This window comes from Symbiobacterium terraclitae (genome assembly GCF_017874315.1).
GTDB lineage: Bacteria > Bacillota > Sulfobacillia > Symbiobacteriales > Symbiobacteriaceae > Symbiobacterium > Symbiobacterium terraclitae.
Genome location: NZ_JAGGLG010000030.1, coordinates 1 through 25,083 on the forward strand (window position 1 = coordinate 1; position 25,083 = coordinate 25,083).

General features: G+C 71.4%; 24 protein-coding genes. 13 read left to right on the forward strand and 11 right to left on the reverse strand.

The annotated features are described in order from the left end of the window. Positions 1–171: 171 nt before the first annotated feature. The gene (locus tag J2Z79_RS14595; protein WP_209467628.1) at positions 172–888 is read left to right on the forward strand and encodes an HAD family hydrolase; all 717 of its coding nucleotides are present in this window, start codon (positions 172–174) and stop codon (positions 886–888) included. 11 nt (positions 889–899) lie between these two features. Further along, positions 900–2,063, forward strand: coding sequence for a tRNA pseudouridine(13) synthase TruD (truD, locus tag J2Z79_RS14600; protein WP_209467629.1), 1,164 nt, complete (start codon positions 900–902; stop codon positions 2,061–2,063). A gap of 84 nt (positions 2,064–2,147) precedes the next feature. On the opposite strand, the gene J2Z79_RS14605 is transcribed toward truD, so the two are convergent. After that, entirely contained in the window at positions 2,148–3,386 is a 1,239-nt protein-coding gene (locus tag J2Z79_RS14605; RefSeq protein ID WP_209467630.1) for an NAD(P)/FAD-dependent oxidoreductase, read from the reverse strand. A gap of 180 nt (positions 3,387–3,566) precedes the next feature. On the opposite strand from J2Z79_RS14605, the gene J2Z79_RS14610 reads away from it, so the two are divergent. The 3 genes from J2Z79_RS14610 to fabF all read left to right on the forward strand — a co-directional run bounded on the left by J2Z79_RS14610 (position 3,567) and on the right by fabF (position 6,103). Then, positions 3,567–3,845 (forward strand): hypothetical protein, encoded by a 279-nt coding sequence (locus tag J2Z79_RS14610; protein WP_209467631.1) that lies wholly within the window; start codon positions 3,567–3,569, stop codon positions 3,843–3,845. A 383-nt stretch (positions 3,846–4,228) separates the two neighbouring features. After that, positions 4,229–4,840 carry a TetR/AcrR family transcriptional regulator gene (locus J2Z79_RS14615; RefSeq protein ID WP_209467632.1) on the forward strand — a complete coding sequence of 204 codons (612 nt, stop codon included), beginning with the start codon at positions 4,229–4,231 and terminating at the stop codon, positions 4,838–4,840. A gap of 21 nt (positions 4,841–4,861) precedes the next feature. Then, positions 4,862–6,103: a beta-ketoacyl-ACP synthase II gene (fabF, locus tag J2Z79_RS14620; RefSeq protein ID WP_209467633.1), complete on the forward strand. Its 1,242-nt coding sequence runs from the start codon at positions 4,862–4,864 to the stop codon at positions 6,101–6,103. Here the strand turns inward: fabF and J2Z79_RS14625 are convergent. After that, a complete protein-coding gene (locus tag J2Z79_RS14625) occupies positions 6,100–7,347 on the reverse strand; it encodes a M48 family metallopeptidase (RefSeq protein ID WP_209467634.1) in 1,248 nt (415 codons plus the stop codon). The genes fabF and J2Z79_RS14625 overlap by 4 nt on opposite strands. Positions 7,348–7,607: 260 nt before the next feature. Here J2Z79_RS14625 and J2Z79_RS18980 point away from each other — a divergent pair, with 260 nt between their 5' ends. Both J2Z79_RS18980 and J2Z79_RS14630 read left to right on the forward strand, forming a co-directional pair. Beyond that, complete coding sequence (locus J2Z79_RS18980; protein ID WP_280953741.1) at positions 7,608–7,733, forward strand: hypothetical protein; 126 nt, start codon at positions 7,608–7,610, stop codon at positions 7,731–7,733. A gap of 4 nt (positions 7,734–7,737) precedes the next feature. Beyond that, positions 7,738–8,718 carry an MBL fold metallo-hydrolase gene (locus tag J2Z79_RS14630; RefSeq protein ID WP_209467635.1) on the forward strand — a complete coding sequence of 327 codons (981 nt, stop codon included), beginning with the start codon at positions 7,738–7,740 and terminating at the stop codon, positions 8,716–8,718. Here J2Z79_RS14630 and J2Z79_RS14635 read toward each other — a convergent pair. Together J2Z79_RS14635 and J2Z79_RS14640 are read right to left on the reverse strand one after the other, a co-directional pair. After that, positions 8,715–9,296 carry an NADPH-dependent FMN reductase gene (locus tag J2Z79_RS14635; protein ID WP_209467636.1) on the reverse strand — a complete coding sequence of 194 codons (582 nt, stop codon included), beginning with the start codon at positions 9,294–9,296 and terminating at the stop codon, positions 8,715–8,717. The genes J2Z79_RS14630 and J2Z79_RS14635 overlap by 4 nt on opposite strands. An 82-nt stretch (positions 9,297–9,378) precedes the next feature. Beyond that, positions 9,379–11,553 (reverse strand): S9 family peptidase, encoded by a 2,175-nt coding sequence (locus J2Z79_RS14640; RefSeq protein ID WP_209467637.1) that lies wholly within the window; start codon positions 11,551–11,553, stop codon positions 9,379–9,381. 171 nt (positions 11,554–11,724) lie between these two features. On the opposite strand from J2Z79_RS14640, the gene sfsA reads away from it, so the two are divergent. Beyond that, positions 11,725–12,444 carry a DNA/RNA nuclease SfsA gene (sfsA, locus tag J2Z79_RS14645; RefSeq protein WP_342589503.1) on the forward strand — a complete coding sequence of 240 codons (720 nt, stop codon included), beginning with the start codon at positions 11,725–11,727 and terminating at the stop codon, positions 12,442–12,444. Positions 12,445–12,599: 155 nt separating this feature from the next. Here sfsA and J2Z79_RS14650 read toward each other — a convergent pair whose 3' ends face one another. The 5 genes from J2Z79_RS14650 to J2Z79_RS14670 all read right to left on the reverse strand — a co-directional run bounded on the left by J2Z79_RS14650 (position 12,600) and on the right by J2Z79_RS14670 (position 17,281). Then, positions 12,600–13,889 carry a lanthionine synthetase LanC family protein gene (locus tag J2Z79_RS14650; RefSeq protein ID WP_209467638.1) on the reverse strand — a complete coding sequence of 430 codons (1,290 nt, stop codon included), beginning with the start codon at positions 13,887–13,889 and terminating at the stop codon, positions 12,600–12,602. A 10-nt stretch (positions 13,890–13,899) separates the two neighbouring features. After that, positions 13,900–14,919 (reverse strand): T3SS effector HopA1 family protein, encoded by a 1,020-nt coding sequence (locus J2Z79_RS14655; protein ID WP_209467639.1) that lies wholly within the window; start codon positions 14,917–14,919, stop codon positions 13,900–13,902. Further along, complete coding sequence (locus tag J2Z79_RS14660) at positions 14,916–16,034, reverse strand: phosphotransferase family protein (protein WP_209467640.1); 1,119 nt, start codon at positions 16,032–16,034, stop codon at positions 14,916–14,918. Before J2Z79_RS14660 ends, J2Z79_RS14655 begins: the two co-directional genes overlap by 4 nt. A gap of 86 nt (positions 16,035–16,120) precedes the next feature. Beyond that, positions 16,121–16,825 carry a hypothetical protein gene (locus J2Z79_RS14665; protein WP_209467641.1) on the reverse strand — a complete coding sequence of 235 codons (705 nt, stop codon included), beginning with the start codon at positions 16,823–16,825 and terminating at the stop codon, positions 16,121–16,123. Between the two features lie 192 nt (positions 16,826–17,017). Continuing rightward, positions 17,018–17,281 (reverse strand): hypothetical protein, encoded by a 264-nt coding sequence (locus J2Z79_RS14670; RefSeq protein ID WP_209467642.1) that lies wholly within the window; start codon positions 17,279–17,281, stop codon positions 17,018–17,020. A 241-nt stretch (positions 17,282–17,522) separates the two neighbouring features. Here J2Z79_RS14670 and J2Z79_RS14675 point away from each other — a divergent pair, with 241 nt between their 5' ends. Next, on the forward strand, positions 17,523–17,924 hold the full coding sequence (locus J2Z79_RS14675; RefSeq protein WP_209467643.1) for an Hsp20/alpha crystallin family protein: 402 nt from the start codon (positions 17,523–17,525) through the stop codon (positions 17,922–17,924). A gap of 213 nt (positions 17,925–18,137) precedes the next feature. Beyond that, positions 18,138–18,530, forward strand: coding sequence for a thiol-disulfide oxidoreductase DCC family protein (locus tag J2Z79_RS14680; RefSeq protein ID WP_209467644.1), 393 nt, complete (start codon positions 18,138–18,140; stop codon positions 18,528–18,530). A gap of 16 nt (positions 18,531–18,546) precedes the next feature. On the opposite strand, the gene J2Z79_RS14685 is transcribed toward J2Z79_RS14680, so the two are convergent. Further along, the gene (locus J2Z79_RS14685; protein ID WP_209467645.1) at positions 18,547–19,896 is read right to left on the reverse strand and encodes an aminotransferase family protein; all 1,350 of its coding nucleotides are present in this window, start codon (positions 19,894–19,896) and stop codon (positions 18,547–18,549) included. Between the two features lie 393 nt (positions 19,897–20,289). On the opposite strand from J2Z79_RS14685, the gene J2Z79_RS14690 reads away from it, so the two are divergent. The 3 genes from J2Z79_RS14690 to J2Z79_RS14700 all read left to right on the forward strand — a co-directional run bounded on the left by J2Z79_RS14690 (position 20,290) and on the right by J2Z79_RS14700 (position 24,242). After that, the gene (locus tag J2Z79_RS14690) at positions 20,290–22,074 is read left to right on the forward strand and encodes a LytS/YhcK type 5TM receptor domain-containing protein (protein ID WP_209467646.1); all 1,785 of its coding nucleotides are present in this window, start codon (positions 20,290–20,292) and stop codon (positions 22,072–22,074) included. A gap of 186 nt (positions 22,075–22,260) precedes the next feature. Then, entirely contained in the window at positions 22,261–23,382 is a 1,122-nt protein-coding gene (gene thrC, locus J2Z79_RS14695; RefSeq protein ID WP_209467647.1) for a threonine synthase, read from the forward strand. Between the two features lie 101 nt (positions 23,383–23,483). Continuing rightward, entirely contained in the window at positions 23,484–24,242 is a 759-nt protein-coding gene (locus J2Z79_RS14700; RefSeq protein WP_209467648.1) for an aminoglycoside adenylyltransferase domain-containing protein, read from the forward strand. On the opposite strand, the gene J2Z79_RS14705 is transcribed toward J2Z79_RS14700, so the two are convergent. Continuing rightward, a complete protein-coding gene (locus tag J2Z79_RS14705) occupies positions 24,224–25,081 on the reverse strand; it encodes a class I SAM-dependent methyltransferase (RefSeq protein ID WP_209467649.1) in 858 nt (285 codons plus the stop codon). The two genes, J2Z79_RS14700 and J2Z79_RS14705, sit on opposite strands and share 19 nt — an antisense overlap. Positions 25,082–25,083 lie beyond the last annotated feature (2 nt).

Genomic DNA, 25,083 nt, shown 5'->3' on the forward strand with positions numbered 1-25,083 from the left:
CCATTGTAACAGAAGGGCGGCTTCTTTTGTATTTAGACAAAAAGAAAAGGGGGCTGTCCCTAAGTCATCCTCGATGACTTTTGGGACAGCCCCTTTCGGTTTCCGGGGCAGGCATTCCGCTGTGGACTGTGGAAACCTAACGGCGGTAACGGACGCCGGGGAGGGATGACCGTGCCGCCGCAAGGCGAGGTGCAGTGGCTCTTCTTCGACCCGTCCGTCCTGCTCAACGAGAACGGGACGGAACAGCGCTGGCGCCGGGGCGTGGTGCAGGCGCTGCAGCGGCGCGGCCGCGCGGTGACCCTCGAGCAGGTAGAGCGGGCGTGGATGCAGGCGATCTCGGCACCCCGCCCGGTGCAGCCGCTGCTGGGGGCCGTGCGCCACCTCGCGCCCGAGGCACCGGCCGAGGAGGTGGTCGCCGAGGTGATCGCCACCTCCGGCCAGCAGGACATGCTGGTCACGGGCCTGCAGCTCGCCCTCCACGAGCTCCGGCAGCGGTTCCGGCTGGGGGTCATCGGACCCTACCGACCGCCGGGGACCCGGGAGCGGCTGGCCCGGTTCCACCTGAGCTTCGGCCTGGTGGCCCTGTCGGACGAGCTTGCCCTCTCCCACCGGCTGGACGCCGCGGGCAAGGTCGATCCCGCCATCTTCACGTGGGCCCTCCGCAAGGTGAACGCCCTGCCCGGACAGGCCGCCTACGCCAGCGACCGGGTCTCCCTGGGGCTCGCGCCGGCGAAGATGGCCGGCCTCACCACCATCTGGCTGCGCACCACCAACTACCGGCTGCGCTACCCCAGGAACGGCTACGAGACCCCCGACCTCACGTTCAACTCGCTGCCCGAGATGGCGCGGGCGCTCACCCGCGGGCCCGGGCTGCTGCGGAAAGGATGAACGCTCCCGACATGCGGCTGAAGACGACGCCCGAGGACTTCGTGGTGCGCGAGGCCGTCGACCTCCGCATCCGGCAGAAGCCAGCCCCATACCGGGTCTACCTGCTCGAGAAGAAGGGGTGGAACACCGCAGACGCCGTCGCCGCGATCGCCCGCGCACGGCGCATCCCCCTGTCCCGCATCCAGTACGGCGGCAAGAAGGACCGGCACGGGCACACCTTCCAGTACGTCACCATCGAGCACCCGGCCGACCACTCCCTCGCCACCCCGTCCTACAGGCTGAAGGCGATCGGCTACAGCACCGAGCCCATGGGGCCGGGCCGCATCCTGGCCAACCACTTCGAGGTGACTGTGCGGGAGTTGAGCCCGGAGGCCGCCGAACGGCTGCGGGCCGGGGCGGCGCGCATCGCCGCCGACGGCTTCCCCAACTACTTCGACGACCAGCGCTTCGGCAGCTACGACCCCGAGCGTGGCTTCATCGCGGAGCACATGCTGCAGGGCCGGTGGGAGACGGCCCTCGCCATCGCGCTCACCCACATCTACCCCGGGGAGAAGTCCGAGGCGAAGGCCCGCAAGCGCCGGGTGCGGGAGTCGTGGGGCGACTGGGAGGCGTGCCGGGCCCTGGCGAAGACCGCCTTCGAGCAGCGCTGCTTCGCGCTGCTGGCCGAGCGCCCTGACCGGTTCCGGGAGGCGCTGGCCACCGCCCGGCGGGAGGAGCTGGAGATGTGGCTCTCAGCCTACCAGTCGTTCCTGTGGAACGAGGTGCTGGCGCGGCTCGTCGCAGACGCCGCCCGGGCGGCGTCCCCGGATTCGGCCGTGCGCGAGGCAGCAGGGCGGGCGAGCCGGTACCTGTTTGCGCCGCCCACGCCGGCCCTGCGGCAGATGGTCATCCCGCTGCCCGGGCGGGGAATGCGCTTCCCGGCGCCCGAGGCGGGGCTTGTCCTGGAGGAGGTCCTCCGGGAGCGCCGTCTTCGGCCGGGCCAGCTGGAGGCGGACCTCCTGCCGGGGTACTTCCTCCGCAGCTCGCCCCGGGAGGCCTGGGTGACACCCCGCTCCCTGCACGCCGAGGGTCCGCTGCCGGACGAGCGCTACCCGGGGCACCTGCGCCTCGTGCTGCGCTTTACCCTGCCGCGGGGCGCGTACGCCACGATGCTGTTCAGGGCGGCTGCTCCGTGAGCCTGTCGACGGTGCAGACGCCGCCACGCCGCTCAGGGCTGGCGCTCCTTGACCCTACCGACGGTGCATGCGCCTCCGAACGCATCAGGGCCGCTGCTCCGTGAGCCAGCCGTAGGTTCGGGCGCGCGTCCGCAGCCGCCGGCCCCTGAGGTAGTTGACCGGCGCGGCCACCAGCTTGCGCACCAGGGGCATCACGCCGCTGCCCATCTCCCAGGCGTGGTGGCCCTCCACCAGATACTTCACCATCATGGCGGGGAGGCCGGCCAGGCTCTCCCCGCCCATCATGCCAACGCCCTCGTGCCGGCCGAGCGTGGCGAACTGGCCGCGCATGCGGAAGGCAAAGGGCCGCTCCTCCTGGCCGCGCAGGCGGCGCAGGATGTTGTGCGCGGCGGCGTGGCCCATCTGCACCGCCGCCTGCCCGGTGGGCGGCACCTCCCGCCCGGTTCCGGGGTCGGTGAAAGACGCCGAGTCGCCGATGATGTAGATGCGGTCGTCGCTGACCGAGCGCAGGAAGGCGTCGACCTTGCCCCGGCCGCGCCCACCCAGCTCCAGGCCGGACTCGGCCAGGAGCGAATGCCCCCGGACGCCGCCCGCCCAGACCAGCACGTCGTATGCGATCTCATCGCCCCGCTTCAGGTGCACGGTCGTCTCGTCCACGCTGACGATGGGGGTGCCCGCGATGATGCGGATCCCCTTCTCCTCCAGCACCCTGCGGGCCACCTGCACCAGGTCGGGGGCGAACCCGGCCATGATGTCGGGCGCCGCCTCGAGGAGCGTCAGCCGGAGGCGCCCGGGGTACTCGTCAGCCAGCTCGGCCACCAGCTCCACGCCGGTGAGACCGCCGCCCACGATGACGACGTGCGCCGGGCTCCCGCCTGATTCCGCCAGTTCGGCCACCCGCTCCCGCACCTTGGTCGCCGAGTGCGGGTCACCGACGGTCAGGGCGTGCTCCGCGACACCCGGCAGGCCGAAGAACTCCGGCTCGCTGCCGAGGGCGAAGACCAGGATGTCATAGCCCAGCCGGCCGCCGACCTTCAGTTCGACCTCCCGCCGGGCCGGGTGGAGCGCCGTCACGTAGTCCAGGATCAGCCGGCCCGGCCGCTTCACCAGGCGCCGGAGGGGGATGCGGACCGACTCGGGCTCCTCGCCGGCCGCGTAAGTGTGCAGCTCCGTCGTGAACCAGTGGTAGCGGTCGCGGCTCACCAGCACCAGGTCGCAGCCCCGGGGCAGGTGGTCTTGCAGCTCCAGGAAACAGGTCAGCCCGGCATAGCCCGCCCCGAGCACGACGATGCGTTCACGCGTGGTCTCCGTCTGTTCCGGCACAGTGCGCACCCCTTCTGCGCGTTTGATGCAGTTAGTCTTGCCCGAGCGGCGGCGCGAGCCGATGGCGCAATCCTCCTCTGCTTCCAGCGAAGCGATCGGGTATGCGCGCACGGGGCGGCTCATACTAAGGGCGGTCCCGATTGAGACTCCACACCACATCTGATGAGGGGGAGTTTCAGCATGGCTAAGGGTGCGCAGCTGTCTGGCAGCAACATCAAGGGTGTGAGCGGCGCCCAGCATGGCGCTCAGCGGAACGCTGCCGCCATGCAGCGGGCGGCCGGCAAGGCGGGCCAGACCAACTATGAGTTCGGCTCCCTGGGCACCTCTGGCGCTGCCGGTTCGACCTCCAACGCCCAGCTCTCCGGTAACAACATCACCGGGGTCAGCGGGGCCCAGCACGGCGCAAAGCGTAACGCCGCTTCGATGCAGCGTGCTGCGCAGAAGTCCGGCCAGCAGTAACGGGATCCGCGCAGGGCACCGGTTGCCACGGCAACCGGTGCCTTTGCGCGCCTACGCCAGTTCGGGCCCTGCCTTACGCAGCGCACCGGCCGGCGCCAGCTCGGTGGGCCACCCCGTACTTGTGCAGCGGCTTGTGCAGCGTGCCATTCTGTGGTATAAAGTGAGTGAGCGCTCGTTTTATTATAAGTGAGGAGGGGGCTCCCGCCCCCTCCTCACCTCCACCCCGTGCCAGCCGTAAGCTCCGTGCCACGGCTCGGGCCGGCAAAGCCGCCCCTCGCCGTGAAGCCTGGTCTCTGCCTTGCGGCCATCCCCGGGGGGGCTCCCGCCCCCTCCACCCCTCCACCCCTCCCTCCTGCCTGCGGTGAACGAAGGAGTTGATGTACGTGCCCAGGGTCAGCCAGATGCACCTCAGGCGGCGGCGCGAGGCCATCCTCAACGCCGCCATGGAGGTCTTCGTCACCAAGGGCTACCAGGTGGCGACCATCAACGACATCGCACAGCAGGCCGGGCTGAGCGTGGGCGCGCTCTACCGCTACTTCCCCACCAAGGCCGACATGCTGCTGGCGCTGGTCCGCGAGCGCCTGGGGCGGGCACCGGAGCTGTTCGCCCGGATGGCCGGCCGGGCGGAGGACCCCTGGGAGCGGCTGGTCCGCTGCGTGGAGCTGTTCACCAGCGCCCTGCGGGTGCGCCACCCCGGCACGGGAAGGCTTCTGCTGGTCACCCTGGCTGAGGCCGTGCAGGACGGCGAGGTACGCCAGGGGCTGCACGACCGGTTCGCCGGGCTCGTACGGTACGTGGAGGGCATCGTGGCCGAGGGCGTGGCGAGCGGCCGCTTCCGGGCGGACGTCGAGCCCCGCACCGTCGCCGCCCTGCTCCTGTCGCTGGCGGACGGGGTGGCGATCTACTGGGTGACCGGCACACCCGAGGTGGAACTCAACGCCATGCGGCAGAGCCTCGTGGCCATGCTGCGGGCGTACCTGCTTCCTGAACCCTAAGCGAAGGAGTGGATCCCTGCTATGGAACGACGGGTAGTGGTAACCGGACTGGGGCTGATCTCGCCGCTGGGCAACGACGTCCGGACCAACTGGGAGGCGGCCGTCGCGGGTCGCTCCGGCATCGGACCGATTACCAAGTTCGACCCCTCCCGGCTGGCGACGCACTTCGCCGGCGAGGTGCGGAACTTCGATCCCGCGACCGTCATGGACCCCAAGGAGGTCCGGCGCTACGACACCTTCATCCACTACGCCCTGGCGGCGGCCATCGAGGCCGTGGCGGACTCCGGCCTCTCGTTCGACGGCGAGCTCGCCGAGCGGACCGGCGTCGTCTTCGGCAGCGGCATGGGCGGCCTGGAGGCGATCGAGGAGAACTCGCTGATCCTGAGGGAGCGCGGCCCCCGGCGCATCTCCCCCTTCTTCGTCCCCCGGTGCATCATCAACAGCGCGCCCGGGCTGATCTCGATGCGGTTCGGGCTCCACGGCCCCAACTACGGCACGGTCTCGGCCTGTGCGTCGGCCGGCCATGCCATCGCCGATGCGATGCACATCATCCGCCGGGGCGACGCCGACGTGATGATCACCGGCGGCAGCGAGGCCACCATCATGGAGCTGGCCTTCGCCGGCTTCAACTCGGCGAAGGCCCTGTCCACCCGCAACGACGATCCCCAGGGCGCCTCTCGCCCCTTTGACGTCGACCGCGACGGGTTCGTGATGAGCGAGGGCGGCGGCGCGCTGGTCCTGGAGGAGCTGGAGCACGCCAAGCGCCGCGGGGCACGCATCTACGCCGAGCTGGCCGGCGCCGGCATGTCGGGAGACGCCTACCACATCACCGCGCCCCACCCCGAGGGCAAGGGCGCAGCCCTGGCGATGCGGGGAGCCCTGCGCAGTGCGGGCCTCAACCCGGAGGACGTGGGATACATCAACGCCCACGCCACCTCCACCGACCTCGGCGACGTGCAGGAGAGCAAGGCCATCGAGGAGGTCTTCGGCGACCACGCCTTCAAGCTGGCCGTCTCGGGCACCAAGTCGATGCACGGCCACCTGCTCGGCGCGGCCGGTGCGATCGAGGCGATCCTCACCGTCCTCTCCCTCTACCACCAGGTGATGCTGCCCACCATCAACCTGCACAACGTGGATCCCGAGTGCCGGCTGGACTACGTGCCCAACGAGGCCCGGGAGGTGCGCGGGCTCAAGGCCGCCCTCAGCAACAACTTCGGCTTCGGCGGCACCAACGTCTGCCTGGCCTTCCGGCGGTTTGACTAGCGGCCGGGCTCCAGAGCCGCCCGGATGCGCCGGATGATCGACGGGTGCGAGTGGCTCAGTACCTCCACCAGAGGCGGCGGCGCCACGTCGCCGGGGTTGGCCCGGGCCAGCTTCTGGAAGCTCTGCACCAACGCCCTGGGGTTCTGCGTGAGCTCCAGGGCGTACCTGTCCGCGCGGACCTCCATGCGGCGGGAAAGCGCAGCCTGGACCGGGGTCGCCGCGATCTCGCACAGGCTCATCAGGAGGAGCAGCAGCGCCACTCCCCGGGCCGCCTGCGCCGCCGGCAGGCGCAGCGGCGCCACCCCGCGCATCTCCCGGAGCACCCATGCCGCCAGCCCCAGGCCGGCGGCGTTCAGGGCGGCGCTCAGCAGCCAGCCCTTCAGCAGGTCGCCGCTGACGGCGTGGGAGAGCTCGTGCGCCAGCACAGCCTCCAGCTCCGACGGCGACAGCTCCTGCAGGAGGGTGTCGTAGAGGAAGACCTGCTTGGTGGGCCCCAGTCCGGCCACCATCGCGTTGAGCCGGCTGGACTCGGCTCCCACCCCGAGCTCAGCGATCCGCTCGACCCGCACCCCCGCCCGGTCGGCCAGGCTCCGGATCATCGCGGTGACCTGGGGGTCCGACACGGGCCGCACCTCGTAGAAGAGGGGCAGCAGGAGGACCGGGTAGAGCGCGGCCATCAGCAGGCTGAAGCCTGCGCTCACGACGGCGGCGCCCGCCCACCAGCGCGCGGGGCTGCGGCGGATGAGGGCGTAGAGGGCCAGCCACAGCAGCAGCGAGGTGCCCGTCCCCACCAGCAGGCTGAGCAGGTGGTCGCCCAGCCATGCCCAGGGGGTCTCGCGGGTCAGGCCGTAAGCCCGCTCGTGCACGTGGCCCAGGTAGTAGTCGAACGGCAGCTCCACCAGGGCGGTGATCAGGGCCGCGCCCACCGCCACCCAGGCGACCTCCCGCCACCAGCGGCCCCTGCCCCGTTCCTCCAGCCAGACGAGCACCCTGGCGCCGGCGGGGTGGAAGCAGAGGGCAGCCAGCGCCCCCAGCGAGGCGAGGGTTCTCAGGCTGGCCGCCAGGCGGGCCTCGCGGGTGAACTGGCGGCCGCGCTCCAGCATGTCGGCGGGGAAGAAGCGGAGCGCCTCTGCGTCCAGGGGGCGCTGCTCCAGGGTGGCGAACAGGAGCATGAGGACCAGACCCAGCGCCACGGTGAGGAGCGCGGTCCAGGCGGCTCTGAGGGGCAGGCTCGGCGTGCGCAAGGGCAACGACCTCCCGGCAAGTCCGACTCTACCCCTTCCTATGCGGCTCGTCCCCGGCGGTAGACGCGCGCATGCGAGGTAGGATGGCCAGCCCCCTGGCAAAGGAGGCCAAGGTGCACGGCTCCAGTCACCCGACTGGGATGCGCCTGCCACCCCCCAGGAGCACACGGGGTTGCTGCAATTCGCGCTTTAATCTACAATTGCAGTAACCTGATTGGACCCGCCAGCGCGCAGTGGCGAGAGCGCAGGGGAGGGTCGGCATGCACAGCGAGGAGCGGGTCAGGGCCAGCTTCGCCCGCCAGGGCGAGGCGGGCGGGAAGCTGGTCGTCACCATGTCGGCGGCCGCGATGACGCTTCAGGGCCGGCCGGGCGTGCCGCCGGGGTAGTGCCATGCGAAGCGGCGAGCGCATCCTCATGCTGCAGCGGCGCTTCCCCAGCGCCAACATGGCCCTCGTGACCGGCCCGCGGCCGATCCTCGTGGACACGGGCTTCGGCAGCGACCTGCCCGAGACCGAGCGGCTCCTCGCCCAGCTGGGCGTGCCGCCGGCGAAGCTCCACCTGATCGCCAACACCCACTTCCACGTGGACCACGCAGGCGGCAACCACGGCCTCCAGCAGGCCTACGGCGTGCCCGTCGCAGCCAGCGCCCCGGACGCGGCGCTGGTCAACGGCCGCCACCCCAACGCCTGCGACGCTGCGTTTCTGGACCATCCGGTCCAGCACTACCGCGTGGACCGCGTCCTGCGGGACGGAGATGAGCTGGACACGGGCGAGGTGGTGCTCCGGGTGCTGGCCACCCCGGGCCACACGGCCAGCCACCTCTCCTTCTACGCGCCCGCCGAGCGGGTGCTGGTGCTGGGCGACGTGTTCCACAGGGACGACGTCGCCTGGCTCAACCTCTGCACCGACGGCCCGGACCCCGTCGAGCAGATGCTGGCCACGCTGGACCGGCTGGCCCGCCTGCCCGTGGCCTGGGCCTGCTCCGGCCACGGCCCCCGCATCGACGACGTTCCCGCCGCCCTGGACGCCGCCCGACGCCGGTACGAGAAGTGGCGGGAGCAGCCCCAGAAGATCGGCTGGCACGCGTGCAAGCGCCTCTTCGGCTCCGCCTTGATGCTGGAAGGAGGCATGGATGCGGAACGGGTGCGGGCCTACCTGCTGAACGCCCCGTGGTTTGTCGAGAGCAGCAGGCGGATCTTCGAACGGCAGCCGGAGGAGTTCGCAGACCAGCTGGTGGCCGAGATGCTGCGCGCACGAGCCGCCCGCTGGCAAGACGGGCGGCTCGTCCCTCTCACGCCGTATACCCCGGTGCCGGCGGGATGGGTTCGGCCGGACATGCGGCCGCGCTTCTGGCCCCGGGACGCCCTCTAGACCCTGAGGTTCATCTCCTGGCGCACGGCCTTCATGGCCTTGGTCCAGGCGACCAGCTGGTCCAGCATGGTGTTGAGCGCCGGCAGGTGGACCTCCTCGTTGGGCTTGAAGATGCTGAAGTTCTCGAAGTCGGTGAACAGCGAGAAGGAGACCTGCTGGCGCACGTGGGCCACCTGCACCTCAGACATGATGGTGCGCAGGTTCTCGATGGCCCGCGCTCCCCCGAGGCTGCCGTAGCCCACAAAGGCTGCGGCCTTGTTGTTCCACTCGAGGTAGAGGAAGTCGATGGCGTTCTTCAGCGCGCCGGACGTGGCGTGGTTGTACTCGGGGGTCACGAAGATGAAGCCGTCAAGGGAGTCGATCTTCGCGGACCAGCGCTTGGTGTGCTCGTGCTGGTAGTTCTTCCCGAACGACGGCGGCATCGGCTCGTCGTACACCGGCAGGTTGAAATCCTTCAGGTCCACCAACTCGAACTCGGCATCGGTCCGCTTCCTGGCGTGCTCGTAGACCCAGCGGGCCACCGCCTCGCCGTTCCGCCCCGGGCGCGTGCTCCCGATGATGATCCCGATCCTGACCACGTTCCTTCCCCCTGTCTGCTCGCCTCTGGCAGGGCCTGGCTGACCCGTTGCCCGGGACCAGTTTCACCAGTGCGGAACGCGGCTATGCGGTGGCCGCCGGGCAGTACTTCCCGAACCAGCGCAGCATCTTGTGGAACCGGTCCACCCGCAGCGCGGGCGGGCCCTGGCGGGTCAGGTCGTGGTTGGACCTGGGGTGCCGCACCAGCTCGGTGGGCGCCTGGCCGTAGAACTTGATGGCCATGTAGAACTGCTCCGCCTGCTCGATGGGGCAACGGTAGTCGAACTCCGAGTGCATGATGCAGATCGGGGTCTTCACGTTCTTCACGTAGGCCAGCGGCGAGATGCGCCAGAGCTCCTGCACGCCCTCGGGCGACCAGGGGTCCTCCACCTTGTGCTGGATCTGGTTGAAGAACGGCCCGAAGTCGGGCGTGCCGCTGAAGGAGACCCAGTTGGAGATCGACCGGTGGGTGATGGCGGCGGCGAAGCGGTCGGTCTGGGTGACGATCCAGTTGGTCATGAAGCCGCCGTAGGAGCCGCCGGTGACGGCCAGCCGCTTCTCGTCCACCCAGCCGAAGGTGAGCGCGTGGTCCACCGCGTCCATCAGGTCCTTGTAGTCGCGGTTGCCATAGTCGCCGCGCACCGCGTCGACGAAGGCCTGCCCGTAGCTGGTGGAGCCGCGCGGGTTGATGAAGAGCACGCCGTAGCCCGCGGCCGCCAGGAGCTGCATCTCCTGGTAGAAGGCGTACCCGAAGCAGGTGTGGGGACCGCCGTGGATCTCCAGCACGAGCGGGTACTTCTGCCCCTCCCGGAAGCCCACCGGCTTCATCAGCCAGCCGTGCAGGTCCCAGCCGTCCCTCGCCTTGAAGTTGAGCTCCTGGACCTCAGGCCACTCGATTCCGGCGAAGAGCTCCTCGTTGACCGCGGTGAGCCGCCGCTCCTCGCCCGTGGCCACCTCGTAGACGTGGAGGTCGCTGATCTCGAACATGGAGCCGGCCACGAAGGCCAGCCTCTGGCCCTGGCGGTCGAAGGTCCCGCCAGAGATCTCCCGCTGCCCGCCCACCAGGCGCTGCGGCCTGTCGCCGCTGACGGGGAAGGCGTAGACGGAGCAGGCTCCCCGCTCCACCACGGGCACGTAGATCCAGTGGCCGTCGGGCGACCAGGTGACCTCCACCCCGTTTCCGCCGGGCCGCACGTCTGCGCCGACGCTGTCAAAAAACTGCAGGTCGTAATGGTCCAGGATGCGGGGCTCGCCGCCGCCGGCCGGATAGAGGTAGATCTTCGGCTGCGTGGCATTATGGTACTCGTTCTGGTGGCCGATGACGGCGAGGGTCGTGCCGTCGGGCGAGAACCGGGCGCCGTAGAACGCCCCGATGGAGCCGGTGATGTTGACGGGCCGGAAGGCGGCCTCCGCCTCCTCCGCGGCCTTCTGCAGCTGCTCGGCCAGCGCCTTCTTCTCCTCCTCGCCGGGCTCCGCGGCGCCGGGCGCGGGCGGGGCCACGGACGCCCGGGCTGCAGGCGAGCCCTCGTGGGGCACCGGCACGACGAAGATGTCGCGGATCCGGAAGGACTCGTCCTCGGTGCGGTTGGCACCGAAGGCGAGGAACCGGCCGTCGGGCGACCACTCGGCGCCGCCGTGGTCGAAGTAGCCCCACGTCACCTGCACCGGCTTCGGCTGGGGATCGCCCGGCGCCGGCACGGGCACGACCCAGATCTGCGCCTTGCGGTCGGGCTTGATGCCCGTGGCATCGTCCCGCCAGCGCATGGCGGTGAAGGTGCGGGCCTCGTCCTTGGCCCTCTTCTCCTCGGCCTTCTTGTCGGCCTCGCTCTTGGCCCGGGTGAGCAGCTCCCGCTTGTCCTCGGGGCCCACGGCCGAGGTGAACGCGATGTAGCGGCCGTCCGGCGACCAGACGGGGTTGCTCGCGCCGTGGCGCATCTGGGTCAGCTGCCAGGCCTCGCCGCCGTGCCGGCCGATCAGCCAGATCTGCCTGTCGCCCCCCCGGTCGGAGACGAAGGCCAGGGTCTGGCCGTCCGGCGACCAGCGGGGGGAGCTGTCGTTCTTCGGCCCCTGGGTGAAGGGCGCCGGCCGGCCCCCTGCCGCGGGCACCATCCAGATGTGGGACCGGCGCTCCTTCGACTCGGGGTCAATGTGGGTGCGAACGAAGGCAATAACCTCGCCGTCAGGGGAGATCTGCGGATCGCTGACCGTGACGAATCTGTACAGATCTTCGGGCACCAGGCGTCGCTTCTGTCCAGGCAAGGCGCATCCTCCTTTGCGGGGCACTCCTTCTTTCTTACACAGGCGGGCCGCCTGTACCTCCCCGCGCAGGGTTGGGGAGGTGACGAGTCGAAGTGCCCGGTGGGGAGCATCTGGCTGGGCGTGCTGCGAGCGTGGAGCAGCCCCAGCACTTCCCCGAAGGGGGTCATCGACGTGATCGAAACCCGAGTCCCTGCCACATTCATCAACCGCCCCAACCGGTTTGTCGCCCGGGTCCGCCTCGACGACGGGCGGGAACTGGCCGTGCACGTGGCCTCCTCCGGGCGCATGGCGGAACTCCTCGTGCCCGGCGCGCCGGTGGTCGTATCCCTGACGGCAGGCTCGCCCGAGCCCGGGCGCAAGACCGCCGGCCGGCTGCTGACGGTCCGCACCGGGTCCACGTGGGTCTCCGTCGACACCTCGCTGCCCGGTAAGCTCTTCCGCCTGGCGGCGGCCCGGGGGGAGTGCCCGCCCTTCGCCGGCTACACCGACGTGCGGCCCGAGTACCGGTACGGCGAGAGCCGCATCGACTTCCTGCTGACGGCGCCGGACCTGCCGCCCTGCCTGGTGGAGGTCAAGTCGGTCACCTCGGTGTTGCCCGACGCTGACGGGGTGCGGGTGGCCCGCTTCCCCGACGCCCCCACCGGTCGCGGCGCCCGCCACCTGCGGGAGCTGGCCGGGGCCCTGCAGCACGGGTACCGGGCGGCCGTCTGCTTCATCGTGCAGCGGGACGACGCCGAGGCCTTCGGGCCCTGGGACGACATCGACCCGGTCTTCGGCGACACCCTGCGGGAGGTGGCGCAGGCGGGCGTGGAGGTATACGCCCTCGTGATGCACGTGTCACCCGAGGGTGCGGTCCTGCGGGGGATGCTGCCGGTTCGGCTGGGTCGCTGAAGTGCGGCGGACCGCGAAGTACGGCAGTGGGCTGGTCGCTGTAGCGAACCAGTCCGCTTATGAAATGCATCAGTCTGCGATATCAGAACAGCCCGCGGCGCACCGCGCGGTGGCCGCGGGCTGTTTCTTGGCGACGGTCGCTGTCGTTCACGTCATCACCGGCTCAGCCGCCCCGGCGTCAGCATGAGCGCCAGGACCGGCGGAACCGTGGGGTCGCACAGGCGCAGCAGGTGGTAGCCGATCCCGGCGGTGCCGATCATCAGGCTCGGGTTGGGGCCCCCGGCGTTCACACCCGACGGCCAGCCGCCCGACGCCCCGTAGCGCCGCACGAGCGCCAGCGCCGCGTCCACGGCCCGCTGTCGACAGCTGCCGTCGAACCAGTCGCCGTACATCAGGAGGACCTCCGAGAGCCCGGCGATGCCGTGGCAGAGCGTCGCATCGTACCCGGTCTGGGTCAGCCGCTCCGACAGCGCGGCGCCGGCCACCCGCACGCCGGCCTCGGCCATCCGCCGGTGCTGTGCGGCCATCTCGGGATCCAGCAGCGCCGCGAGCATCCGGGCGATGGCGATGCCCGGCCCGCCGTGGCACCAGCCCCGCTGGAAGGTGCCCTGCACCTCCCCCTCCTCGGCCCGGTAGGGGAAGCGGGTGTCGACCCAGTTCCCCGCCGCGGGGCTGTAGAGCGAGTCCTCGAAGGCGAAGGCGCCGCGGGCGGTGCGGAGGAACCTCCCGTCCCCGGTGGCCGCGTGGAGCGCCATCAGCGCAAGCCCGCAGCCCGATGCGCCGTGGGAGAAGCCGGTGGCCGGCCGCGCGTCCCGGGTGCCGCTGAGCCTGCCGGAATCCCACCAGCACATCTCCCCAGACCAGCTGGCCTCCCGGCAGAGCTCCTCCCCGCAGGCCACGGCCAGGTCGGCGAACGCCTTGTACCCCGGGCGCCGCGAAAGGGCCAGCAGCACGGGAATCGCCCCGGCGTTGCCGCTGATCACGTCCAGCGTGTGGGCCGTGGCCATGCCATCCAGAACGCAGGCGGCAAGCCAGCCCATCTCGTCCGCGAGATCCGCGCCGGCGGCCGCGTCCGTCAGCCGGCAGGCCGCCCAGAGCAAGCCCAGGTGCCCTGCGAAAAAGGAGAGCGGCGAGGCCCCGGTCGGGGAGCGCTGCATATACCGCACGGAGCGGCGCAGCGCAGCCCGTGCGGTCGCGGCGAAGGCTGGGTCGCCGGTGGCGCGGTGGAGTTCGGTCAGGAAGAGCGCGATGCCTGCGCTGCCGCCGTAGAGCTCGGGGCCCAGCGCGGCGGCGCGCACCGAGTAGCGCGCCAGCAGCCCGTCCTGGATGTCCTGCCGCCCCATCCAGTTGCAGTGCCGCCCGGTCCGGTCGTACCAGGCATCCCGGCAGAGCGTGCGCCCGATGGCCGCAGCGGCCTCCAGAAGTTCGGCGCGGTATCCGTCCATGCGCTCCCCCCTAAGGTGACAGCCCCCGCGCGTAGTCGTCCGCCGAGCCCGGCTCCAGCCAGGGGCGCAGGGGGTCGAGCCCGCGCTCCCGCATCACCCCGGCCACCACGCGGAGGCGGGCGTCCAGGTCGGCCGCGCCCTCGGCCTGGCAGCGGTACAGCCCTTCCGCCACCACCCGGCAGCGGGACTGCCCGAAGCTGAGCCCTCCGCCCGGGTCCTCGGCGAGGCCCAGCCCCGGCGCCAGCGGCTTGGTGAACATGGGCACCTCCCGGTGGAGCCTGGAGCCGAGGCCGCGGTACAGCTGCCGGAGGATCGGGCGGAGCCGGCCGAAGTCGGTCCGGTGCACGTAGAGCACCCCGGCGTCGGCCCGCCGGTACTGCCGGGGGTGCGACAGGACCTTGGCCTTGAAGGGGATCTCCTCCCGGTTGAGCAGTTCGGTCACCATCCGCACGTAGGGAATGGCGGCGGCCGGCGACAGGTTCCAGTAGAGGCGCAGCAAGGGGCCGGCCTCCGGCAGCCTGTTCCCCAGCGCCATGTAGTACGCGGGGAAGAGGTGCCGCAGCTCCTTCGCCAGCTGCACGGAGCAGGCTTCCCCGGGGGAAGGCGCCGCCGATGGCGCACCGGTGCGGGTGCGGACCTGCGCCGGCCCGGCCCAGAACGTCACCCCGTCCTTCCGCACCGCGACCTGCCCGTCCGGCTCGACCCCGGCGACGACCCACCCGCCCTCCCAGGCTCCCCGGCCGCGGTTGGCGCGGGAGAGGGCGGCGATGAACCCGCTGGCCTCCGCAGGGTCGGCGCCGGCGGCCGGCCCGCCCGGCCTCGGCCGGCAGTAGAAGCCCTGGTAGAGCTCCGCCTCCAGCGCCCGGACCAGGGGCTCGGCGGGCTGCTCCCTCGACCCGCCCGACGGGGTGACGACCTCCATCCGGGTCAGGTCCCGCACCGCGCCGCGCAGGGCGAACCGGGTCGGACTCTGAATGTCCACGGCCTGCACGACCGCGCGGATGTCCGGGTGAAGGGGCGGCGCGCTCATCCGACCGCCTCCAGCCCGAAGAGCTCCCTCCTGCCGCGCGCCGGATCGGCCAGCAGGTTGAGGGCCGCCTGCATGAGGAGCACCGACGGGACGGGCATGACGGCGAAGTGGCCGGCGATCTCGTAGGCCGTCTGCAGCGTGCGGACCGCCGCGAAGCGCACGGCGCGCTCCAGCAGCGCTTCCGCCTCCCGAGCCGGCAGCCTGCGTTCGGCGGCGTACGCCCGCCACAGGGCCCGGACCGCCGGCTGGAGGACGGACAGCGGGTACCGGGCGGCCGCGATCATCTCCTCCAGCGGCCGGTCGTGGGGCATCGAGACGACCCAGAAGAAGAGGAAGTCGTTCAGGGCTCCGGCCAGGTCCCAGGCGGAGTCACCCAGCTGCACCAACTCCCAGTCCACCAGGGCGACGCGCTGCGCCCCCGTGCTGTCGGTGAGGACGAGGCAGTTGTCCATCTTGACGTCGCCGTGGATCAGCGTCTCGCGCCGCCACAGGGCGCGCAGGGCGTCGAGGCCGCGGAAGACGGCCGGGCGCGCCTGCATGATCCGAACCATCTCCCGGTTGGCGGCGCTCATGTCGCGCAGGGCGTCGATGCGGGGGCGGTGCAGCGCGAAGCTCCAGGGCAGGTCGCTCCCCAGCCAGGAGAGGGCGGGGTCCCGGGACGGGTCGACCCCTGCGAAGGCCTCGTGCAGCCTGGCCAGCGCCTCGCCGACCAGCGCCGCAGCCTCCGCAGGGAATGCCTCCGGCCCGGCGCGCTCATAGTGCCGCCAGAGCGGGGTGGCCTCGGGCAGGAGCTCGAGGATGAGCAGCGCCCGGTCGGGGTCGGCGTGCACGAGCCGGGGCAGCAGGTCCCGCACGGGTTCGGCCCTGGGCGCCTGCCGGAACCAGGCGTAGAAGCGCGCCTCCTGCCGCACGGTCTCCGCGGCGGGCGCCCCGGGCTCCGCGGGCTGCTTGATCAGGAAGCTGCCGCAGTTGGCGGAGGTGACGTGGAGGTTCCGGTTGCGCCGGGAGGCGCTGATCACATCCAGCTGTCCGTCGACGACGGCCTCGCCGGTGATCAGGCCGAGGCTCATCAGGAAGGCCGGCGCCGAGTCCACGGTTACGACTGGGATGCCCACCCGGTGAGTCACATCCTGTCAAGTCGGCCGTGTGGGGGCAGAGCGGTTCGCCCCGCACACGGCCGGATTACTTCCGCTTGATCGCCCTAGGTGCCGGACTGATCGCCGGTCTCGTCCCCCGACGAATCGCCGGCCTCGTCACCAGAACCGCCGCCTGACCCGTCCCCAGCCTGGCCGCCGGCCGCAGCGTCAAACGGACCTCCGGACGCTTCGCCAGCCTCATCGCCGCTTGCATCGCCACTCGCCTCGCCGGTCCCGTCGCCGGCCTCGCCGGCGCCCGCAGCGCCAAGCGGACCTTCCCCTGCTTCGCCTGAACCGTCACCGCTGCCGTCGCCTGGCTCGTCGCCGCTGCCGTCACCGCTGCCGTCGCCGCTGCCGTCTTCGGACTCGCCGCCGCTCTGATCGCCGGCCGCAGCGACACCGCCTTCCTCATCGCCGCTCCCGTCGCCGGAGCCGTCACCGCTCTGGTCTTCGGCCGCAAAGCCACCGTCGTCGCCGGTCGTATCACCGGTCTCGTCGCCGGTCTCATCACCTGTCTCATCACCCGTCTCGTCGGCAAGTTCGGTGGTCGAGCAGCCGGTCGTGGCCACCACGATCCAGCAGCAGGCCGCGCCGGTCTCCCGGATGGAGTGCGTGCAGCTGGTGGTGGCGACGATGACCCAGCAGCAGTCGCTGTCCTCGGGCGGTTCCCCGAAACCGGCGAGCCGGGCCATTCCCATCATATCCCGCGTCACATCGCCGAACAGGAAGTCGGCCCCGCTCCGGGGCCGCCGGGGCTGCTTTCTGGCCAAGGCTACCACCCCGTGTTCGAAGTTTGGGCGCGCCGGTGCCGGCGGCACTCGACCCGGACCCAACCTAGCCTATGAGGATGGCACCTGGCAGGTGACATAAATCTGTGGCAGGTATTGCCACCGCTCTGCTGCTCCGCCGCTCAGGACCGCTTTGAACCCGCCGGGCGCCGGCCCGCCCCCGCGAGGGCCGGATCAGCGGCCCGACAGGCCGTCTGCGGGAACGAGGCGCCAGGTGCCAAACTCGTACACGTTGTGCTCTGCCGCCTCGGGGGTCTCCTGACGGCCTTCCCACCCCGGACCGGTCTCCCGTCCCTGACCGGCATCAGGCACACGGCCCGCCTCCGTCACGGGCGCTGCCGCCGCCGCCCGCCGCGGCGGGGCGGGCCGCACCACGATCACGTCCCCCTCGGTCACCCGGCGCTGTGCGAGCAGCGCCGCCCGGTCGGTCCTCATCACGCCGCCTCACCTCCCGCTCCAGTCTATGAGCCCGCGGCCGGGCCTTGCCGGGACGAGTGGGCGAGTGCGGCAGCGCAAGAGGCCGGAACCCGCCGAAAGCACGGGCGATCGGGCCGCCACCGCCCGAGAAGTTTGATTTTGACTTTCTTTGACCTTTGAGTTCCGGAGTGGGCGGGTCCATACTCAAGGTAGGAACCGGTCTCCGGCTTCCGCAGACTACACCGCAGGGAGGGGAAAGGCCATGATGTCCTACCCGGTTCGTCCGTGGAACCCGTTTGACCTGATCGAGCGGATGATGGCTCAGTGGGACCAGTACTTCTTCGGCAGCCCCTGGCCTGCACTGCCTTCGCTTCCGCAGCTGAAGGTGCAGCAGGACGACCAGGAGGTCTCCATCCGGGTCGAGGTGCCCGGGGTGAGCCCGGAGGACCTGAGCGTCACCGTGGACGGCAACCTCCTCACCATCCGGGCCGTTCACCGCGGCCAGGGCGAGGATGACGTCGCCACCTACGAGCGCGCCTTCACGCTCCCGTCCAGCGTCGACCCGGAGAAGGTCACGGCCCACTACCGCCATGGCGTCCTGGAGGTCCGGCTGCCCCGCGCCGAGGGGCGCCGCAGCCGCCAGATCCCCATCGACCTGGGATAGCGAGCCACCATCAGGCATGCGGGCCCGTCTCCCCATCGGGACGGGCCCTTCTCCTTGCAGGAACCTCCCCGAGGAACCAGAATAGAAGCACCGGTCCGGTCCTGGGGCCGGCCGGAGGTCATCCCGGGCCTCGGCCACAGCTGCCCCGAGGCGTTCGGCCAGCAGCTGCGGGACGCCCTGGCCTTGTGCTCGGACAGGACGGGGGGTGTGTCGGTGGAGTCCATCATCGTGTTCTACGACGGCTGGTGCCCCCTGTGCACCCGTGCCAGCCGGCGCCTCGCCCGGCTGGACTGGCTGGGGCGGCTCCGGTTCGTCTCCATCCGGGAGCCCGGCGCCGCCGAGGAGGCAGGCGTACCGCCGGAACGCCTCGCTGCCCGCCTGCACGTGCGGTCCGCGCGCACCGGCCGGTGGGCGGAGGGGATCTGGGCCGTTGCGGCGATCGCAGCGCGGCTGCCGCTCTTCTGGCCGCTCTGGCCGCTGCTGGTCGCGGCCGGGGTCAGCGGCCTGGGGCAGCCCGTCTACGACTTCATCGCCCGCAGGCGGGCCATCGTGCCCGCGGGGCAGTGCGACGAGCACGGGTGCCGGCTGCCGGGGCAGGGTTCCTGAGCAGGCTTTCCCGTGTCTATCCCCTCCTTCGGTCCCCCTCCTGTCGGATGACGCGGTCGTACACGTCCACCAGCCGGTCCACCTCTTCCTCCGTGATCACCAGCGGCGGGGTGATCATCAGCGTGTCCCGGTACGGGGCGATGCCGGTGATCACGCCCTCCCGGAGGGCGCCGGCCTCCACGGCGAAGCGGAATGGCTGGTCGCCGGCGGGGAACCGCTCGCGGGTCTCCCGGTCGCGCACCAGCTCTGCGGCCACCATCAGCCCGCGGCCCCGCACCTCGGCGATGTAGGGGTTATCCCGGGCGACGAGACCCGCCCGGAGCCGCTCGCCCATGCGGGCCGCCCGCTCGGCCAGCCGCTCCTGCTCGATGATCTCGATGTTCTTCATGGCCACGGCGCAGGAGACGGGGTGGCCGGCGTAGGTGAAGCCGTGCTCAAAGGGCAGGTCGGCCTCGGCGATGGCCTCGATCACGTGGTCGCCCACGAGGACGGCGCCCAGCGGCAGGTAGCCGCTGGTCAGCCCCTTGGCCGTGCAGAGCAGGTCCGGCACGACGCCGAACTGCTCGCAGGCCCAGAGGGTGCCGGTGCGGCCGAAGCCGGTCATCACCTCGTCGAGAATCAGCAGCACGCCGTACCGGTCGCAGATCTGCCGCACGTGCCTGAGGTAGTCGTCGGGCGGGATGATGATGCCGCCCACCCCCAGGATGGGCTCGGCCAGGAAGGCCGCGACGGTCTCCGGACCCTCGGCGAGGATGCGCTCCTCCAGCAGGGCGGCGTACCTGGCGCCGGCCCCGGGGTCGTCGGCCCGGTAGGGCCCCTCGAAGGTGTCCGGCGAGGGGATGTGCACAAAGCCGGGGACCAGCGGGTCGTAGTAGGCCCGGTGCGCCGCGAACGCCGTGGCCGAGAGCGCCCCCAGGCTGTTGCCGTGGTAGCCCAGGTCCAGGCAGATGATCTTGTGGCCCTCGGCCCGCCCCCTGGCCCGCTGATAGAGCCGGGCGATCTTGACCGCCGTCTCCACCGACTCGGCGCCGCCCAGCGTGAAGAACACCTTTCCCAGGCCGGCCGGGGCAAGGGAGGCCAGCTTGGCCGCGAGCCGCACCGCCGGCTCGTTGGCGTACTGGAAGTAGGTGTGGTAGTACATCAGCCGCCCCATCTGGGCCGCCGCCACCGCGCCCAGCTCCTTGCGCCCGTAGCCGATGTTCACCAGCACCATGCCTGCCTGCGCGTCCAGGTACGCCCGGCCCTCGGTGTCGTAGATGGTCGAGCCCTCCGCGCGGGTGATGATGGTTGTCCCCTTCCGGGCGAGATCCCGGAAGCGGACCTCGTTGTGGATGAGGTGCCGCAGATCCATCTCGTGCAGGTTCAAGCGATCTCCTCCTCAGTCGCGGCCCGGGCTTCACCCAAAGGGGGACCGGGGCCCAAGCCCCGGTCCCCTGACTGCGTGCACGCCGGTGAGCGCAGTTTTGGTGACGCGGGTGGCTGCTACCGCGGGGACGTTCCGTGTCGGGAACCATTATACCCCGGCCTGTCCCGGCCCGCCAGTCGCCGTGGCCCCCGGGAGCGGCGCCCGCGCCCTGCAAGCGCTCTCGAGCCCATCTCCGGCGATGACGTTCGCAGGGATCTCGCACCGGCGGGCGATCTGGGGTAGGATGAAGACGTGCACATGGTCCAGCGAGACCGTGGCGCAGGATTTCTCGCAGACCCGGGCGGACGGAGATGAAGGTCCGGCCCCGATTGGTGACGGGGGGCGCCCATGCCCATGAACCTCTTGATCCTGCTCGTAGAACGCGTCGGCGTGCTCATCGCACTGGCCTTCCTGTTCACCCGCAGCGCCGCCTTCCGCCGGATGGTGGAGGGGCGCATGCAGCCAGCCGAGCGGCTGTGGCTGGGGCTTGCCTTCGGTCTCTCCGGCGTGCTCGGCACCTACACCGGCGTGGTGATCGGCCCTGAGGGTGCCGCCCCCGCGACGCTGGTGGGCACGCCGCTCCTGCCGGAGGAGGCGATCGCCAACTCCCGCGCGGTCTCGGTGATCCTGGCCGGCTTCCTCGGCGGACCCGTGACGGGGCTCATCGCCGGCGCCCTGGCCGGCGGCCACCGCCTGCTGCTGGGAGGCTTCACCGGCCTCGCCTGCGGCCTCGCCACCGCCTCTCAGGGGCTGGTGGCGGGCTTCCTGCGGCGCATGCCGGGCCGGATGCACAGCACCCTCTCGCCCGGGAGCGCGCTGCTCGCTGCGGCTGTGCTGGAGATCATGCAGATGGTGATCATCCTGCTGGTGGCCAAGCCCTACCCGGCGGCCCTCGCCCTCGTCCGGATGATCGCCCTGCCCATGATCGTGGCCAACAGCCTCGGCGTGGCCTTCTTCGTGGTAGCAGCCCGCGTGATCCTGGACGCGGAGGCGGCCAGGGAGGCGGATGCGGCCCGCAAGGCCCTGGCCATCGCCACGCAGACCCTGCCCATCCTCGAGCAGGGCCTCTCGCCTGACAGTGCGCTGGAGGCGGCCCGCCTGATCCGGTCGGTGACGGGGATGGCGGCGGTCGCCCTGACGGATACGGAGCGGATCCTGGCCCACGTGGGCATCGGCGACGACCACCACCGGCCCGGGGCGCGGCTCTTCACGGCGGTCACCCGGAGGGCGATCGCGGAGGACCGCACCCAGGTGGCCGCGGATGCGGCGGCCATCGAATGCGACCACCCGCACTGCCCGCTGCAGGCCGCCGTGGTCGTGCCGCTGCACGAGGGCGGCCAGGTGGTCGGCGCCCTGAAGCTCTACTTCAACCCGGAGCGCTCCCGGGCGCCGCTGGAGCTGGCCGAGGGCCTCGGCTACCACTTCTCCACGCAGCTGACCCTGGCGCGGGCGCAGCGGCAGGCGGCCCTGCTGGACAAGGCGGAGATCCGGGCGCTGCAGGCGCAGATCCAACCGCACTTCCTCTTCAACGCCCTCAATACAGTGATGGCCCTCATCCGGCTCGACGCCGGGAAGGCCCGGGAGGTCCTCGGTCACCTGGCCGACTTCCTGCGGCGCAACCTGCAGTCGACGCAGGAGGAGACCGTGCCCCTGGCCCGTGAGATCGAGCACGTGCGCAACTACCTCGCCGTGGAGGAGGCGCGGTTCGGCGACCGGCTTACGGTGACCTACGCCCTGGACCCGGCTGCGCAGGCGGTGCCGCTTCCTCCGCTCACCCTGCAGCCCATCGTGGAGAACGCCCTCGTCCACGGGCTGAAAGGCGTGAAGAGGCCGTGGCAGATCGCGATCCGGGCGCAGGTCAACGGCGGGCAGGCGGAGATCAGCGTGAGCGACAACGGCCGGGGCATCGACCCCGACCGGCTGGCGACGCTCCTCGACCGCCCCGCCGCCTCCCGCGGCATTCAGAGCGGCCTGGCCCTGCGCACGCCCTACATCCTGATGGCCCCCGAGGGCTTCCGGCTGCCGGTCTCCGTTGCCTATCCGCTGGGCCTCGCCATCACCGCGGCCATCGTGATCCTCTTCGCCCTCAAGGTGCGCCCGAACTTCGGCATACTGCTTCCCCAGGGAAGCGACGATTAGATGACGCAAGCGACCACCCGGCCCGGCGGGCCCGGTGGTCGCTTTTGCGCGTTCCCGACGGGGAACGACCCCCGTGACGGCGGCGTCGCGCCGGGGCAACCGGCAGGGGCCGGACGCAACCCGCACGAGGGAGTCTTGTGCCGGCCCGGCGGTTGTCCGTACACTGGCGGCAGGAGGTGGACACGCATGCTTACCTGCAGTTGCTGCAACCAGGCCTACCCCGAGACCGAACCCCGCTGGCGCTGCCGGTGCGGCGCCTACCTGCTGCTGCAGTCGGACCGGATGTTCACCCGCGATGCGCTCTCCGGCCGCCCCCTCACCCTCTGGCGGTACCGGGAAGCGCTGGGCATCGAACGGGACGACAGCATCGTCTCACTGGGCGAGGGCTTCACCCCGCTCGTCGCGGACGCGCTCTTCGGCCAGCCCGTCCTCCTCAAGCTGGACCAGCTCAACCCCACCGGATCGTTCAAGGACCGCGGCTCCACCGTGATGATCAGCAAGCTGAAGGAGTGGGGCGTGCCGGAGATCGTGGAGGACTCTTCGGGCAACGCCGGCGCCTCGGTGGCGGCCTACGCTCGCCGGGCCGGCATCGCGGCCCGCATCTTCGTGCCTGCGTCCACCTCCGCTGGCAAGACAGCGCAGATCCGCATGCACGGGGCGGATCTCGTCCGGGTCGACGGCTCCCGGGAGGAGACGACCCGGGCGGCCCTGGCCGCGGCCAGCCAGACCTTCTACGCCAGCCACAACTGGAGCCCGTACTTCGTCGCCGGCCTGAAGACCCTGGCCTATGAGATCTGCGAGCAGCAGGACTGGCAGGCGCCCGACTGGGTGGTCGCACCCGTCGGGGGCGGCAGCCTTGTGCTGGGGCTCTACCTGGGCTTCGCCGACCTCGTGCGGGCAGGGATCATCGCCCGGATGCCCCGGATCGCCGCGGTGCAGGCGGCGGTCTGCGCACCGGTCTACGAGGCCTGGCGGCAGCGGCTGCACGAGGTCCCTGAGGTGGACAAGCGGGAGACCGCCGCCGAGGGCATCGCCATCGCCCGTCCGGTGAAGGGCGAGAGCATCCTCAAGGCCCTCTGCGAAAGCGGCGGCGTCGCCCTGACCGTCTCCGAGGAGGAGATCTGGGCGACGGCCCACCTGCTCGCCGAGAAGGGGATCTACGTCGAGCCCACCTCCGCCGCAGCCCCCGCCGCCGTCAGACAGCTGGTGGAGCAGGGGCTGGTCGGCACCGGATCCCGCGTGGTGGTGGAGCTGACCGGGATGGGTCTCAAGGCCACGGACAAGTTCCTGGCACACCTCGGCGGGTAGCGGAGGCAGGACATCCTGAACCGGTGCGCAGGGCTGCCAACAGCCTCCGGCGAAAATAGTCTCGTCTTCGATGAAGAACACGAGTGAGAAGGGGAATGCCGATGAGCCAACCCATCCCCGCCCACGCCGAGCGTGTGATGCGCAGCCTGGCCGACGGCCTTGGCCGGATTCTCGGCGAGAGGCTGGTGGGCGTCTACCTGGGCGGGTCGCTCTCGCTGGGCGACTACTGCGAGGCCACGAGCGACCTGGACTTCCTGGTGGTCACCCGGGGGCGCCTCGCCCGGGAAGACCTGGCGGCCCTGGAGGCCTTTCACCGCGAACTGCTGGCCGCCGACCCCGCGGCCCGCCGGCTGGAGGGCGACTACGCCCCGCAGGAGTGCATCGTCCCGGAGGGCACGACCATCCCGGTTCCCGGCTGCAAGCGCGGGGTGTTCCGCCCCGAAGTCGGTGAGATCATGCTGTCGGCTGACAACGTCTGCAACCTGCGGGAGAACGGCATCGCCTTCGCCGGGCCGCCCCCGGCCGAGGTGCTGCCGCCGGTCAGCCCGGATCAGGTGCGGGCGGCCGTGCGGGAGATGCTGGCGGAGGGCCCGGGGAACGCCGACCGGCCGGAAGAGCAGGTCGACGACCTGCTGAACCTCTTCCGCTCCCTCTGCGCGCTGGAGACGGGCAGGCCGACCACCAAGTCGCAGGGCGCCGACTGGGTGCGGCGCCGGGTGGAGCCCCGGTGGCTGCCGGTCATCGACGCGGCGCTGGAGGCCCGGCGCCTGGGAACGGCCGCGGGCTGGACCGAGGATCTCCGGGAGTCCGCCGCCGCCCTGGACCGGCTGCTGCGCCAGCGCTACTGCCCCGCCCTCTGATGGGCGAGGCGGCCGCCGAGCCGCTCCTGCAGGACCTCCTCCGGCGTCAGCGCCGGCTGGGCGGTGAAGTGCACCACGCGCCACCGGGCGCCGCTGGCAGCGATCGCCTCGGCAACCCCCGGCAGGGCGTCCAGGCTGCGCTGTACGGCCTCGGCCCGGTCGCGTCCCGGGAGTGCGGGGCTGAGCCGCATCAGGTTGTAGAGCTCGCCCCCGGGCTCCGTCTCCGGCCGCGGGGATGGGATCTCCTGCACCTCGTAGTGGACGGGCTTGAACCCCGCGTCCCGCAGGGTGCCCTCGATCGAGCGCTGGTTGGGCAGCCGCTCCACCGGCGGCACGCCCCGGGGGAGCAGGCCCTGCCGGTGCAGCTCGCGCAGCAGGACGTACTGCGGGGTCACCTGGTCGCGTAAGGCGTTGAACCAGGTACCCGAGAGCGAAAAGCAGAGCAGTCCGGCGGGCCCGATCCGGCTCCGCCAGGCCCGCAGAACGCCCTCGGGGTCACGGAAGGACAGCAGGGCCAGGTTGCAGAGCACCCGGTCGACCTTGCCGGACAGCAGCGAGGCCGCCGCCACAGCGTCTGCGTTGTGGTACGCCGCCGCCCGGCCCCCCAGGCGGGCGCGGGCCGCGGCCAGCAGCGCGGGGCTCGCCTCCACGGCGATCAGTTCGAGCCCTTCCGGCACAAGATCCAGCGCGGCCAGGCTGGTCAGGCCCGTGCCGGCGCCCAGGTCCACCACCGTCATCCCCGGCCGCAGGTCCGCCAGCTCGCAGAGGCGCCGGGCGGACTCCCGATACAGGGCCATCTGTGCGCTGACCCCGTGCACGTACTCACCCCAGTCGGCCATGC

Excerpts from the sequence above, each read along its gene's own strand:
- J2Z79_RS14655 (WP_209467639.1), bottom strand. The coding sequence starts at position 14,919 with ATGAGCGCGCCGCCCCTTCACCCGGACATCCGCGCGGTCGTGCAGGCC.
- truD (WP_209467629.1), top strand. The coding sequence starts at position 900 with ATGCGGCTGAAGACGACGCCCGAGGACTTCGTGGTGCGCGAGGCCGTC.
- J2Z79_RS14705 (WP_209467649.1), bottom strand. The coding sequence starts at position 25,081 with ATGGCCGACTGGGGTGAGTACGTGCACGGGGTCAGCGCACAGATGGCC.
- J2Z79_RS14610 (WP_209467631.1), top strand. The coding sequence starts at position 3,567 with ATGGCTAAGGGTGCGCAGCTGTCTGGCAGCAACATCAAGGGTGTGAGC.
- J2Z79_RS18980 (WP_280953741.1), top strand. The coding sequence starts at position 7,608 with ATGCACAGCGAGGAGCGGGTCAGGGCCAGCTTCGCCCGCCAGGGCGAG.
- fabF (WP_209467633.1), top strand. The coding sequence starts at position 4,862 with ATGGAACGACGGGTAGTGGTAACCGGACTGGGGCTGATCTCGCCGCTG.
- J2Z79_RS14675 (WP_209467643.1), top strand. The coding sequence starts at position 17,523 with ATGATGTCCTACCCGGTTCGTCCGTGGAACCCGTTTGACCTGATCGAG.
- J2Z79_RS14630 (WP_209467635.1), top strand. The coding sequence starts at position 7,738 with ATGCGAAGCGGCGAGCGCATCCTCATGCTGCAGCGGCGCTTCCCCAGC.
- J2Z79_RS14700 (WP_209467648.1), top strand. The coding sequence starts at position 23,484 with ATGAGCCAACCCATCCCCGCCCACGCCGAGCGTGTGATGCGCAGCCTG.
- J2Z79_RS14650 (WP_209467638.1), bottom strand. The coding sequence starts at position 13,889 with ATGGACGGATACCGCGCCGAACTTCTGGAGGCCGCTGCGGCCATCGGG.
- thrC (WP_209467647.1), top strand. The coding sequence starts at position 22,261 with ATGCTTACCTGCAGTTGCTGCAACCAGGCCTACCCCGAGACCGAACCC.
- J2Z79_RS14690 (WP_209467646.1), top strand. The coding sequence starts at position 20,290 with ATGAACCTCTTGATCCTGCTCGTAGAACGCGTCGGCGTGCTCATCGCA.